Origin of the sequence: Lentzea sp. NBC_00516 (assembly GCF_036346835.1) — a bacterium.
Lineage (GTDB): Bacteria > Actinomycetota > Actinomycetes > Mycobacteriales > Pseudonocardiaceae > Lentzea > Lentzea sokolovensis.
Window position 1 is genome coordinate 8,392,854 of the sequence record NZ_CP107840.1, and the last position, 13,207, is coordinate 8,406,060.

A 13,207-nucleotide genomic window follows, 5' to 3' on the forward strand; every position below is an offset into this window, starting at 1 on the left:
TCAATGCCCTCTGCGGAGGGCATAGCCGGGTTGTATGTCGCCCATTGCTCCGCCTGATCTGGAGAACGGACAGGCGACCACGATGCCCGCGGCCGCGATGAAATGCGTTCGTTGGCGCATGCACGATCCTCCGTGCGTCGCAGATTAACGATCCAGACGGCCCACAGATCGTTTGTCCACTTTCTGTCAACGAACTGCTCAAACGATCTTGTCGGTGCTCCTCGGCACACTGGATCCACCACCGATCCGAGGAGACCGCCATGTGCTGGGACTGCGACCACCCCGCAGACCGAATGGAAGAACACCTGGCCACCTTGCGCCGCTGCATCGACGCGCGAGGCTGGGCCGTGCAGGCGGTAGAACGGGACCGGGCCCACCCGCCCTGGGCCTACACCGTGGGCCTGACCCCGCGCGGCCTGCCGGAGTTCGTCGTGACGGGCATGCCCGTCCTGGAAGCGGGCCGCCTGCTCGACGACATGGCCGAACACCTCGCCCACAGCTGCCTGCCCGCCCCCGGCCGCCGCTTCAGCGTGCCTGGCGGCCCGCTGCTGGAAGTCGTCCGCGTGGCGCGCCCGTGGGCCCACCTGCTGGTGTCCGCGCGGCTTTACGGCGAGGGCATCGAGGCCCTGCAACTCGTGCACGCCGACGAGTCCGGGCACTGGCCGTGGGATCGCGCTTATGAAGGCGTGGTGGGAGGTCAGCCGGTGCTGGGTGTGAGAGCGGGACCACCGGACGGGTGAGCCCCGCCCACCGAGCGGCTGATCCGCTCGCCCAACCCCCGCAGGTGCTCCACCAGCTCGTCCGGGCCGTGCACCGCGAAGTCGCAGCCCAGCAAGGTCAGGCGGAACGCGAGGTAGTCGATCGTGTCCTCGACGCTGTGCCACGAGCACGAACCGTCGTCGAGGGCGGTCAGGTCGCCGGCGAAGTCCGCGAGCCGGGCCCGCGCCAGCTCCACCGGTAGCCGCAGGGTCGCACGGGCCCGGAAGGTCGGCGCCGAGTCGTACATCTTCCGCGTCACGAACTCCGTCGCGTCCCCGCCAGGCGGCACGCGCGGAGCGAAGCGCGCGCCGGTGGCGAGTGCGGAGGAGACGCGGTCCAGCCGGAAGATCCGCCAGTCGTCCCGTTCCACGTCGAAGGCGAGGAGGTACCAGCGCCGGCCGAGCGCTACCAGCTGAACAGGTTCCACGTGCCGCTTCGAGACCACGTTCTCGTTGGCGACGTAGGCGAACCGCACCCGTTCGCGGGCGGCGACCGCGCCGGCGATCACGGTCAGCTGACCGGGGTCGACCAGCGAGGCGTCCGAGGGTGCCGCGGGTGCGGTGGCCGAGGTCAGCGACGCGACCCGCCGGGCCAGCCGGGGCGGCAGCACCTGCTGCAGCTTCGCCAGGGCGCGCAGCGACGCCTCGGCGATGCCCGCCACCGGTTGCCGCGCGGCGGTGCGCAGGCCGACCGCGATGGCGACGGCCTCCTCGTCGTCGAGCAACAGCGGTGGCATCGCCGCGCCCGCGCCGAGCCGGTACCCGCCGAGCGCGCCCATCGAGGCCTCGACGGGATAGCCGAGGTCGCGCAACCGGTCGACGTCACGCCGCACCGTCCGCGGCGTGACCTCCAACCGGGCAGCCAGTTCGCTGCCGGGCCACTCGCGGGGCGTCTGCAGCAACGACAGCAGGCGCAACAACCGGGCCGCATCACTCATGCCGCAAACCTATGCCAGAACTAGGACCGATCTCGTCCTACATTCGCCATACGGTCGCCTCAACGAGCAAAGGGGAGACCGAATGAACGTCGTGCCCGAGGGCTACCACACCGTGACGCCGTGGCTGATCACCGCAGGACGGACGGCCGAGCTGATCGACTTCATCACGGAGGTGTTCGACGCCACCGAACTCGGCCGCGTCGGCGAGGCGCCGCGGATCGGCCACGCCGAGGTCCGCATCGGCGACTCGGTCGTGATGCTGTTCGACCAGCCGGACTGGCAGCCCACACCCGCGTTCCTGCGCCTCTACATCGCCGACGACGCGACCGTTCTCAAGCGCGCGGTGGCACTCGGCAGCAGGATCGTCACCGAGCCCACCGAGCTGTTCTGGGGCGATCGGGTCAGCAGGTTCGCCGACCCGTTCGGCAACCTGTGGTGGCTGCACCAGCGCGTCGCGGAGCCCACCGAGGCCGAGCTGGACGCGAGGATGCAGGACCCGGTCTTCGTCGAGGCCACGAAGTACGTGCAGAGCGCGGACTTCACTCCGCGGACGTGACCCAGTCCTCGGTGTCGCGGTGCCGGCCGAGCCCCACGGCGTCGAACTCGTCGTGGTGCTCGCCCTTCACGACCCCGAGTCGCCGGAGCGCGCGCGACCGAAGAACTCCGCGTCCACGAACGCGACCGGCCCGCGCAGCGACCACTCCACCAACTGCTCGGAGTCCGGCACGGCGGACAGCAGCACCAGGTCCTGCGCGAGCGGAACGACACGATCGCTCACCAGCACCCCGGCGCCGGCGATGACGGCCTGAAGGCGGTACACGTCAGCCGGTGACCCGATCGCGTTCGTCCGCGGTCAGCGTCGGCTCCGGCGAGGCCGACCGCGGCCCGCGCAGGGTCGCCCACACCATCTTGGGACTGACCAGGTTCGCCATCGGAGCGGACAACGTGAACGCGTCGAGGAACGCCCGAGTCACCGCGGCCTCTGTGGTGGCCGTGCGCACCAAACGGTCCACATAGCGCTGCAGAACCCGCCCGGCCAGCGGCAACGGCTTCCCGACCGCGCCCGGATACAGGATGTCCTGGTTGGTCGCCATCGCCCAGGCCCCGTCGACGACCTTGCCGATGCCGCGCTGGATCTGCTGTGCGCCGTGCCCGGCCTGGAGACCCTCGTCCAACGCCTGCGCGCTCTGCGCCGCGATCGACATGCCGTGCCCGTAAACGGGGTTGTAGGTGGCCACCGAGTCGCCCAGCGCCAGCAGCCCGGAGGGCCACGACTTCAAGCGCTCGAAGAACATCCGCCGGTTCGCGGTGCTGTGCGAGCCGTACACCGGCGACAACGGCTCGGCCGAGGCGATCAGCTCACCCACGACCGGATTGCGCACCGACCGGGCGAAGTCGACGAACTCCGACTCGTCCGTCGACGGCTCGCCGCCACGCGTCCCGGACAACGTGACCAGCCACTTGCCGTCCTCGATGGGCAGCAGGGTCGCGGTGCAACCGGGATGCGGATCGCGCGGGTTCGCCTGCACGTTGACGATCGGGAAACCGGAGGTCGCGGTCGGCGGTGCTTGGAAGATCCTTGTCGCGTAAGCAAGTCCGGAGTCGACGCTCTCGGAGTGCACGGCAGGCAGTCCCAGGTCGACCAGCCAGGCGGGCAACCGGGAGGCGCGGCCGGTCGTGTCCACGACCAGGTCCGCCTCGAGCGACACCTGCTCGTGCGAGATCCGGTCCTCGACCAGCACCCCGGTCACCGCGTGCCGATCACCGAGCAACGACACCGGTTCGGTCCCGGTCAGCACGGAGATCTTGTTGTCCCGCAACGCCTGGGTGCGCACGACCCAGTCCAGCAGCCCGCGGCTGCACGAGACGATGAACTGCATCTCGGGGAACCGCGGCACCCAACCCTGGGCGCTCAGCGACACCAGGTCGTTCGGCACGCCGATCCGGTGTGCGCCGGCGGCGAACAACGCGTCCAGCGTGCCCGGCAGCAACGACTCGATCGCCCGCGCGCCACCGGACATCAGCAGGTGCGCGTGCCGGGCCTGAGGCACGCCGGAACGCGGCGCGGGGCCGTCCGGCAGCTTGTCGCGCTCCACCACGGTGACCTCGTCCACGTGCCGGACGAGGACGGACGCCGCGAGCATGCCCGCGAGTCCACCTCCGAGCACAACGGCGTGTGTGGGTGCCATCTAGTCCATTCCCCCTGCTGCTTCCACGCGCGCTGCGTCGGCGACGGCGGCGTCGACTATCGGCGAGTGCTGGTACGCACGCGAGATCCGGACCCACCTGTCGTGCTCGGCGGCGAGGTCGGTGCCGTCGACGATCTCCGCGGCGGGACGGCGTTTGGGTGCCCGGGAACGGCCACCCGACGAGCCCGCGGCCCGCAGCTGGGCGGCCTCCACGACGGCTGCCACCTCGTCCTTGGCCAGTGAGGCTCCGCGCGCACGAGAGGAGGCGGCCTCGCCGACGGTCAGGTCGAAGTACGGCGTGAGCGCCCAGCGCCAGTCGTTGAGTTCGATGATCTGCCGGCGCACGCGGTGGTGCGGGTTGAGGAACTTGCCCGGCGCCACCAGCACGATGCCGGGGTTCACGTGCACCAGTGCGCGGTGCAGCGGCCGCAACGCGAAGTACGTGCGCCAGCGCCGCACCCACAACGAGGGCGACGGGCGGCGCGGGCCGAAGACCGGCAGGGCCATCGCGATCACCAGCGGGAAGATCGCCAGCGACGCCATCAGCGGCGCGGCCAGGCTCAGCACGTCGAAGCTGCGCTCACCGAACCAGTTCATCAGCAGCACGAACAGCTTGATGACCGCGAACGCCACCGGGAACAGGCCGGTCGCGCTGTACCAGCGCAGGCCGCGGGCGAGCCAGGGCCGGGCGGAGATCGCCTCGTCCCGCGCGCCCTGCCAGCAGTGGTAGGCCTGACCGCCACAGCCGACCGCCGCCGCCACCAGGTAGATGAACAGGAACACCGCCACCGTGGGCTGCGTCGCGTAGAACGTGTCGAAGTCGACCTGGCGTTCCTCGTCCACCTCGGACTTGAAGAACAGCACGATCATCGCCGCGATGATCGAGCCGTAGCTGACGACGATCAGCCGGACCCGTTGCCACGCCTGGACCACCGGATAACGCCAGAACAGCACGAGAGCGAACGACGACCCGGCGAAACCCACCACCAGGCTGTAGACGAGCAACGCGGCGAAGTTCGGCACGCCGCTGACCCAGTTGATCCAGGTGATGTTCGCGGGTGCGGCGAAGAGGATGGCGAACGCGGAGAAGGAGACCGTGGAGATGAGCGCGACGACACGGGGGCTGCCCCAGCTCGACCGCAGTGCGCGGATCTTGTACGCGAGGAGGAGCAGACCGACCATGCCGCACGAGAGGTAGATCAGGTTAAAGATCGCCACGACGCACCCAGCGAGATCTTCCTTCGAGGGACTCGGCCACCCGGCGCACGTGCGCGGGCTCCTCGGTGGTGGCCGTGTCGGCCCACACCCGGTGTTCCGTCAGTCGTTCCAGCAGGTGGTCGGCGAGGTTCTCGGCCTCGCGTTCCTCGTCCTCGGTCAGCGTCGTGCGCCCGGCGATGATCTTCGCCATCCGCGGCAGCAGGTGCGGCGCGAGCTTGCGCATGCCCTCGTCGCGGGTCAGCGCGACGGGCTGGTGCTGGAGCAGCACGTGCGCGAACTCGTGCAGCAGCACGTGCAGGCGGTGGTACCAGGACGGCGAGTCGGCGCAGATGACGAGGTACGTGCCGTTCTCCAGCAACGCGGTCGCGCCGCTCAGGCAGACCGCGTTGGTGATCGCGGCGAAGCGGACGTCGACGGGACGATCGAGCCGCTCACCCATGAGCTCGCAGACCCGGCGGCTCGCCTCCTGGTGCGTGGCGTCGGGCGGCAGGTCGAGGTCTCGCGCGACCTCGTCGACCAGCTTGCGCAGTTTCCTGCGGTTCACCCGTCGCCTCCTCTCGATGTCGTCTGCAGCGGTCCAGGCCGAGATCTTCACGCCTGCGTCGTCATCAAGTGTGGTCCGCGGAGCTGCGGCGGCTGTTCAACGGGAACGACCACCCTTCGCCGACTTCGAGCGCCTGCCGGAACCCTTCTACCGCAGCGGCCCTCGCCTGCGGGGACAGATCGCCTGTGCGTTCGGCCAGACGGGTGACGAACTCGACGACGCCGAGTTCGCGCAGTGCCAGGAAGTCTGTCAGCTCCGAGTCGACCCGTGCGGCCAGGTCGTCGTCGAAGAAGTACGCCGGGTCGGCGCCGAAGTGGTCGGCCAGGCCGAGGATGTGCTTGAGCCGCGGGTTGTCGCTGGTGTTGCTCAGCAGTTCGCGGATGTAGCTGGCGGAGATGCTGCCGAACTGGCCGGACGAGCTGATCGCCGCCGCGACCTCCTCCGGCGACCACGGTCCGCGGTCCGGCGGGTGCACGGCCTCGAAGAGCGTGCTCACGGCCGTCGGCCGCCATCCTGGCTGTTCAGCCGGGTGCAGTTCGCGGCGGCCGCCGAGGAACACCGCGGGGTGCACGCCGAGCGCGCCGGCGAGGTCGACGATGGCCTGGCAGGTCGGGTTGTCCTTCACACCGAGCCGCAGCTGCGAGATGTAGCCGTGCCCGATGTCCCCGCCCCGGGACTTCACCGCGGCGGCGAGCGCTACGTTGGTAACCTTGCCCCGTCCGTCGGGCGGGTTGTTGCAGAGCTCGTTGAGGACCTCGGTGAACGGCCTCACGCCACACCTCCGCTGGAGCGACTCAGGGCCAGCGATCATTCCACTGTTGTGGAACCAAGAGAGCATATGACATCACAGGGGTTGAATCCACCTGTCCGTAGTCCTATGATCACACTCCGCCTGTTGCACTGATGTGTCGCGTTTGATCCGAACGACGTCACCTCAGTTGAAAGAGGCAGATCGAGCCAGTCAGAGCTGCAGTCTGGGGGGACTCATGGCGACTGTGCGAATGGGGTCACCGGTGGACCACGGTTCTCTGCGCCTGCACGACGAAAGCGCTCCTACGCGCTGCGGTTCGTGCGCACAACCAGTCGGCGCCTGGGCGACGGACCGCCTCACGGGCCTCCTCGGCCGCTGGGGCTGGGACGACCAGGCACCCGCGACGTACCGCCGCGCCCAGCGCCGGTGGGAGCAGGTCGCGCTGCTCATGATCGACCTCGACCGCTTCAAGAAGATCAACGACGAATACGGCCACCCCGCAGGCGACGTGGTGCTCACCGACGTGGCCGCGGTGCTGACGGCCCACACGCGCCCGACGGATCTCGTGTGCCGCTACGGCGGCGATGAGTTCCTCGTGCTGCTGCCCCGCACCAAGGGCGGAGAAGCGGCCATGGTGGCCGAACGAATCCTGCGCGGCATCCGCGCACTGCAGACCGAGATCACCACGAACGACGGCTACCACCTCACCCTGCACGGCCAGACGGCGTCCATCGGCGTCGCGGCGCACGTCCCCAGTGCCGAGGGCACGCTGATCGACCTGGTCCGCGACACCGACGCGGCCCTGCAACGCGCCAAGCGGGCAGGCCGGGCCCGCGTCCAGCTGCACGACCCGAGCACGTTCGCCGCCGAACGCGCCGCCGACTCCTCGGCCCTGCACCACCTGCTCGCGTTGCAGGACCTGATGAGCAGCGACCAGCTACCGCAGGTCCTGGTGGCGCTGTCCGACGGCGCCAAGGCTGCCGAGGACCTGGTCCCGGCCCTCGGCCCGAAGGTCATCAGGACGCTGGAACGCCTGCAGGACAACGGCTTCGTACTCCGCCGCGCGGCCCGCTACGAACTCACGGCCGCCGCCCGCGAGTGGATCACGGACGTGCTGCCGGCCGTCGCCGCGTGGACGAACCGCCACCACGGCCTCGTGCACTGAGCTACGCCGTCGAGCCGACACCCTTGATCCGGCCGTCCCGGAACGCGTCCACGAACAGCCGGTGGTCCTCCCGCGTCTGCCGCGCGTAGTCGAGCGCGAACTCGACGATGGCGTCGGTGAAGGCTTCCTCACGGTCCCCGATGACCGCGGCGATGGCCTCCTCGCACTGGAAGTCGACGAGGGTCTGGGAGGAGTCCGAGTCGGCCACGCAGTGCATCTTCGCGGTGGCGCGGCCGAGGTAGCCGAGCACGGGGAGCATGTCGGCGGGCTCGGTGAGGTCGGACCAGTCGAGGTCGGCCTCGTACGGAGAGAGTTCGGCGACGACGTAGCCGACGCCGTCGATCTCGGTGTGGCCGAGCCACGGGTCGGCGTGGGCCTGCAGGGCTCGCTGCGACACGGCGGTCCGGTGGCCGTGGTCGGTGAAGTACTCGCGAATCCGCGCATCGGGAACGATGCGGCTGGGGGCGGCGATGTTGGCCTGCTTCATGGACAGCACGACGTCGTTCTCCAACGCCTGGGAGCGGCCCTCGACCAGGATGTTGTAGGCGTGCAGGCCGGCGGAGCCGATGCCGAAGCCGCTGCGGCCCACCACGTCCTTGACGGCGTAGGTGCGGCTCGACGCGCGTTTGCCGGTCGGGATGGTGTCCAGGTAGGACGCGAAGGCGCGGGCGACGGACTCGAGGACGTCGTCGGGAAGCTCGTGGGTGCCTTCGCGGTCGCGGCGGAAGCGGCGTTCGTAGTCGACGATCGCGGTCTTCTCGTCCAGCAGGCCGATCCGGGTGGCCAGGCGGGCTCGTTGCAGGACACGGTGCAGGGCGCCCTCGGTGCTGTCCAGGCGCAGGCTGAAGAGTTCGTCGTTCGGGTGCTCGTTGAACGTGCGGACCTGGGCCACGTAGGCGGCGACGTAGGTGCGGATCAGTTCGGTGATCACGGTGTCCGGGAGTGCCTTGCGCCAGCCGAGCAGGGCCATCGAGGCGGCGAACCGGCGAAGGTCCCAGGTGAACGCGCCGAGGTAGGCCTCGTCGAAGTCGTTGACGTCGAACACCAGCGTGCCTTCGGAGTCCATGTAGGTGCCGAAGTTCTGCGCGTGCAGGTCGCCCTGGATCCAGATGCGGCTGGTGCGCTCGTCGGTCCACTCGTCGGGCAGTTCGGCCATGTCGGCGTAGAACAGGCAGGCGCTGCCCCGGTAGAACGTGAACGGCTCGGCCGCCATCTTGCGGAACTTGTGCCGGAACGCGGCGGGGTCGGCGGCCATCAGGCCGGCGAAGGCCTCCTCCAGCACGCTCACGATGCGGTCGCCGCGATCAGTCATGGTGCATCCCAGCACGCGGATGTCCGCGAGAGAAGGCGGGCGCGCGCAAATTCGCCGGCAGTTCGGTCCGGGTTGGCCGCGAAACCTGGCCAAACCGGAAGAGCGAGCAGGAATCGAGAAGCCCGCACGAGGACGTCACGCCTAACGTCGCAGGCATGTGCTTCATGTTCGGTGCGAGCGAGGAACAGATACGCAGCGTGCTCGCGGACGAAGCGAGTCGTGAGGAGGAAGTGCCGGTCACCGCTCCCGAAGACTGGTCGCGGGACTAGGGATCGCGTTCATGTCCGGGGCAAGACTCCGGACATGAACGGATCGATGTCGCGCCGGAGCATTCTCGCCGCGGGTGTGGCGGGCTCAGCGGCGGTTCTGCTCGGCACGGGGAGCGCCTCCGCGGCGGCTCTCGTCACCCAGAGCGAGATCAACTCGCAGCCGACCTTCTACGAGGTGAACGGCGCCGCGTCGTCGTTCCGCTACGAGCCGGCGTTCTACGCCCGGCTGGAGACCTGGCACGTGCACTGGCGGAACTGGACGCCGTACCACTGGACCGCGCCGCACAAGATCTACTCGTACGGCGCCTACGTGAACAAGGAGGGCATGCACGGCGACGGCAGGGCGTTCGACCTCGCGCGCCTGCTCATCACGAACCGCGACACAGGTGCGACGTTCACCGCGTTCAACGGCCGCTACGACCAGTGGAAGAACTCGACCGGCGACGCCCTGCGCACCGCCCGGATCCGGTACTGGGGAACGATGGCGTCCCTGCACCACCACTTCCGGCACGTCATCTCGTACCTCGACAACGCCGAGCACCACAACCACGCCCACATCGACAACGCGATCTCGGGCAGCGGCGACTCCAGCTTCAACACCGGCTCGGCGACCCAGACGTACTTCGTCCAGGCCGCCTGCCAGTACATCTGGGGCATCTCCACCGGCATCGACGGTGACTGGGGCCCGCAGACGCAGAAGAACTCCTCAGCCGCACTCGTCCGTGCCGGGTCCGACGGCGCGATCACCACCCAGAGTCGCTGGCTCGCCTTCTGCAAGGCCAGCGCGCAGCAGGCCTGGGCGCTCGCGCCCTGACCTCACGCGCGGCACTCCAGCAGTTCCAGTCCCGATCCACCGCCGTAGGCGCTCGGGTCCACAGTGGAGCAATGCGCGGTGATCCACTCCTGGCGGCCGTTGTCGCCGCGGCCGCCAGGACCGCGACCACCCATCTGGGCACCGCCGCCAAGCACGAACTTGAGCTTGCCCTCGCTGACCCACGACTGCAGCTGGTCGACCGACGGCGCGTTGTCCGAGCCGGAGAACCCGCCCATGCCGATCACGACCTCATCGGTCCTCATGATGAACGGCGACGCCATCTGCGCCGAACCTGCGACCGCCAGGGTGATCTCCGCGCCACCGCTGTTCTCCTTGGCGTAGTTGAGGATTCGTTTCTGCTCGTCGGTCAGCTCGCCCCGGCCACCGCCCGGTCCGGGCATCGTGCCGATCTGGGGGCGGGCAGGCCTGTTGCCACCTGGCGGCGGCCCGCCGCTGAAGATCATTCCGCCCCCCTGCTGCTGCGGACCGGCAGCGGGCATCACGCCGTTGGTACCGGCCCTAGCGGCGACGGCGGTCGACCACACGGCAGGTACCAGCAGCATCGCGACCACCGCCGCCACGAGTCCGGCCCGCCGCAGGCCCACCAGCAACACCACGACGGCGACCGCGGCGACCCCGAGCACCGCCCACCGCGTCCAGCCGTGGAACGACGTGTCCCGCGAGACCAGCACGAACGCCCACCCGGCCGTGATCGCGACCGACAAAGGCAGCAAGAAGCGCACGAAGCTCTTGGCGCGCCAGAACATCACGATCCCGGCGGCGCTGATCGCCGCAACAGCCGGTGCGAGCATCGTCGTGTAGTACGGGTGGAAGATGCCCTGTGCGAGGCTGAACACCAGTGCCGTGACCAGCAACCAGCTGCCCCACATGAACCAGCCCGCGCGTTCGGCCGGAACACCCGGAACCCCGCGCCGCCACCGCAGCACGCCCGCGACGGACACCGCGACCAGCACCAGCAGGCACAACGGCAGCAGCCACGAGATCTGCCCGCCGACCGAGGCGTCGAACATGCGCAGGATGCCGGGCTGACCGCCGAACATCGCACTGCCACCAGGACCCGCGAACTCCATCGGGCCCTGTCCGGTGGGTACCGCGCCGCTGGGAAGAGGCATGCTTCCGCCACCCCGGTTGCCGTCACCGCCGAACACCCGCCCCAGGCCGTTGTACCCGATGATCAGGTCCCACGCGCCGCCGTCCGTGCTCCCGCCGATGTACGGCTTGGACCCCGGCCACCACGCGTGCAGCGCCACCCACCAGAACGACGACGCGACCAGCACCCCGCCGGCCGCCAGCAGGTCGAGGATCCGGCGCTTCACCGGAGCGGAGGTCCCCACCAGGTAGGCCAGTGCGAACCCCGGCACCACGATCCACGCCTGCAGCATCTTGGTCAGGAACCCGCAGCCGATGAAGAAAGCGCACCACAGCAACCACTTCGTCCGCGGCCGGCTCTCGGCGGACTGAACCGACCGGGTGAAGGCGTAGGCGGAAGCGACGAGCAGCAACACCAGCAACGTGTCCGGGTTGTTGTCGCGGTTGATCGCCACGGTGATCGGCGTCAGCGCGAGGATCAGCGCGGCGAGCAGCGCCACCTTCTCGTCCGCCCACAACCGGACGGTGCGGTGCAACAGGAACACCGCCGCCACGCCCTCGATCACCTGCGGCAGCAGCACCGCCCAGCCGTGGAAACCGAAGATCCACACGGCGATCGCCTGGGGCCACAACGACATCGGCGGCTTGTCGACCGTCACCACACCGGCGGGGTCGAACGAGCCGAACAGGAAGTTGCCGAACGAGGTCGACATCGACTTCGCCGCGGCCGCGTAGTAGGAGTTGCCGACCTGTCCGGCGCCGATCGCCCACACGTACAGCGCACCGGCCAGCACGCAGATCGCCACGAGAACCCATGCGGGCCAACGGGGAGAACGCGATTCGGTCGGTACGTCGGCGGGGGCGGCCACTTCGGCCGTGGCGGTCATGCCTGGTCCTTTCGGTTGTCCCGGCGGAACACCCAGCTCCGCAACAGGAAGAAGCGCCCCACCGTGCCCAGCGCGGAAGAGCCGAGCAGCACCACCAGTTCGAGGGTGCGCGGTGGGTCGGGGGAGACCGCGTGCAACACGAGCAACGCGGTCGAGGTGAACGCGTAGTAGAGCCCGAACACCACCAAGCCCTGCAGATGCGTCTTGCCGCGGGCGGTGTTGCGGGCCGTGAAGGTGAAGCGGCGGTTGGCCTCCGTGTTGAACAACGTCGTGATGATCAACGCGACCAGGTTGGCCACCAGCACCGGCCACCACAGCCGGAAGACGCCGTACAGAGCCAGGTTCGCGAGCGTGGAGATCACGCCGATCACCGCGAACGACAGCACCTGCCAGGAAAGCCCGCCCTCGCTGCGGCTCAGCACGGCGTCCGGGTGGATGGCACGGGGCTGAGGCCGTTGCGGCAGCCCGTTCACGCGAGCCGTGCCGTTGGCCTTCGCACGAGCCACGCGGATCAACCCCTTGATGTCGTCGATGGCGGTGCCGACGACGTCGACCCGGCTGTCGACGTCCTCGACCCAGTCGACCGGCACCTCGTGCACGCGCAAACCGTTGTGCTCGGCCAGGAGCAGCAGCTCGGTGTCGAAGAACCACGCCTCGTCGCGGGCCTGGCCGAGCAACGGCCGGACGACCTCCGTGCGCGCGGCCTTGAAACCGCACTGGGCATCGCTGAACTTCGCGCCGTGCGTCAGTCTGATCAACGCGTTGTAGGCGCGCGACACCAGTTCCCGCCGCGGTCCGCGGACCGTGCGCGAGCCCGGTGCCAGCCGGGACCCGATCGCCAGGTCCGAATGGCCGTTGAGCAACGGCGCGACCAGCGGCAGCAACCCGTCCAGGCCGGTCGACAGATCGACGTCCATGTAGACGACGACCGCGGCCTCGCTGGAGCCCCACGACTCCCTGAGCGCCAGCCCGCGACCCTTGCGGTCGAGGTGGTGCACGCGCACCCGCTCGTACTTCTGAGCCAGCTCCCAGGCGACCTCCATGGTCGAGTCCGTGCTCGCGTTGTCCACGACCACGATCGACCAGTCGAACGGGAACTGCTCGGTCAGGAACGCGTGCAGCACGTCTACGCAGCCGGGCAGTGCGCGTTCCTCGTTGTAGACGGGGATCATGATGTCCACCGTCCCCGTGGCCTGTGCGGTGCTCACCGCCATGTCATCTCCGTTCCACTGTGGACACAGCTGTGACCGTT

General features: G+C 69.3%; 13 protein-coding genes. 4 read left to right on the plus strand and 9 right to left on the minus strand.

What is annotated here, in order from left to right; all coding sequences use genetic code 11:
* The first annotated feature begins 260 nt into the window (after positions 1-260).
* Positions 261-740 (plus strand): DUF4262 domain-containing protein, encoded by a 480-nt coding sequence (locus OG205_RS38835; RefSeq protein ID WP_330272797.1) that lies wholly within the window; start codon positions 261-263, stop codon positions 738-740.
* Here the strand turns inward: OG205_RS38835 and OG205_RS38840 are convergent.
* On the minus strand, positions 698-1,696 hold the full coding sequence (locus OG205_RS38840) for a helix-turn-helix transcriptional regulator (RefSeq protein WP_330272798.1): 999 nt from the start codon (positions 1,694-1,696) through the stop codon (positions 698-700). The two genes, OG205_RS38835 and OG205_RS38840, sit on opposite strands and share 43 nt — an antisense overlap.
* Positions 1,697-1,778: 82 nt before the next feature.
* Here OG205_RS38840 and OG205_RS38845 point away from each other — a divergent pair, with 82 nt between their 5' ends.
* Positions 1,779-2,252, plus strand: a complete 474-nt coding sequence (locus OG205_RS38845; protein ID WP_330272799.1) for a VOC family protein — start codon at positions 1,779-1,781, stop codon at positions 2,250-2,252.
* 66 nt (positions 2,253-2,318) lie between these two features.
* On the opposite strand, the gene OG205_RS38850 is transcribed toward OG205_RS38845, so the two are convergent.
* The 5 genes from OG205_RS38850 to OG205_RS38870 form a co-directional block, all read right to left on the minus strand.
* A complete protein-coding gene (locus tag OG205_RS38850) occupies positions 2,319-2,516 on the minus strand; it encodes a hypothetical protein (protein WP_330272800.1) in 198 nt (65 codons plus the stop codon).
* 1 nt (position 2,517) lies between these two features.
* Positions 2,518-3,885 (minus strand): NAD(P)/FAD-dependent oxidoreductase, encoded by a 1,368-nt coding sequence (locus tag OG205_RS38855; RefSeq protein ID WP_330272801.1) that lies wholly within the window; start codon positions 3,883-3,885, stop codon positions 2,518-2,520.
* Positions 3,886-5,103 (minus strand): MAB_1171c family putative transporter, encoded by a 1,218-nt coding sequence (locus OG205_RS38860; RefSeq protein WP_330272802.1) that lies wholly within the window; start codon positions 5,101-5,103, stop codon positions 3,886-3,888.
* The gene (locus OG205_RS38865; protein WP_330272803.1) at positions 5,090-5,647 is read right to left on the minus strand and encodes a hypothetical protein; all 558 of its coding nucleotides are present in this window, start codon (positions 5,645-5,647) and stop codon (positions 5,090-5,092) included. Before OG205_RS38865 ends, OG205_RS38860 begins: the two co-directional genes overlap by 14 nt.
* Positions 5,648-5,711: 64 nt before the next feature.
* Positions 5,712-6,419 carry a hypothetical protein gene (locus OG205_RS38870; RefSeq protein ID WP_330272804.1) on the minus strand — a complete coding sequence of 236 codons (708 nt, stop codon included), beginning with the start codon at positions 6,417-6,419 and terminating at the stop codon, positions 5,712-5,714.
* A 214-nt stretch (positions 6,420-6,633) separates the two neighbouring features.
* Here OG205_RS38870 and OG205_RS38875 point away from each other — a divergent pair, with 214 nt between their 5' ends.
* Positions 6,634-7,563: a GGDEF domain-containing protein gene (locus OG205_RS38875; RefSeq protein ID WP_330272805.1), complete on the plus strand. Its 930-nt coding sequence runs from the start codon at positions 6,634-6,636 to the stop codon at positions 7,561-7,563.
* Between the two features lies 1 nt (position 7,564).
* Here the strand turns inward: OG205_RS38875 and OG205_RS38880 are convergent, their stop codons facing one another.
* Positions 7,565-8,875: a DUF2252 domain-containing protein gene (locus tag OG205_RS38880; protein ID WP_330272806.1), complete on the minus strand. Its 1,311-nt coding sequence runs from the start codon at positions 8,873-8,875 to the stop codon at positions 7,565-7,567.
* A 303-nt stretch (positions 8,876-9,178) separates the two neighbouring features.
* Here OG205_RS38880 and OG205_RS38885 point away from each other — a divergent pair, with 303 nt between their 5' ends.
* Positions 9,179-9,958, plus strand: coding sequence for a hypothetical protein (locus OG205_RS38885; RefSeq protein WP_330272807.1), 780 nt, complete (start codon positions 9,179-9,181; stop codon positions 9,956-9,958).
* A 2-nt stretch (positions 9,959-9,960) separates the two neighbouring features.
* On the opposite strand, the gene OG205_RS38890 is transcribed toward OG205_RS38885, so the two are convergent.
* Both OG205_RS38890 and OG205_RS38895 read right to left on the minus strand, forming a co-directional pair.
* Positions 9,961-11,955, minus strand: a complete 1,995-nt coding sequence (locus tag OG205_RS38890; RefSeq protein WP_330272808.1) for an ArnT family glycosyltransferase — start codon at positions 11,953-11,955, stop codon at positions 9,961-9,963.
* Positions 11,952-13,169 (minus strand): bifunctional glycosyltransferase family 2/GtrA family protein, encoded by a 1,218-nt coding sequence (locus OG205_RS38895; RefSeq protein WP_330272809.1) that lies wholly within the window; start codon positions 13,167-13,169, stop codon positions 11,952-11,954. The genes OG205_RS38890 and OG205_RS38895 overlap by 4 nt, the downstream gene beginning before the upstream one ends.
* Positions 13,170-13,207: the final 38 nt, after the last annotated feature.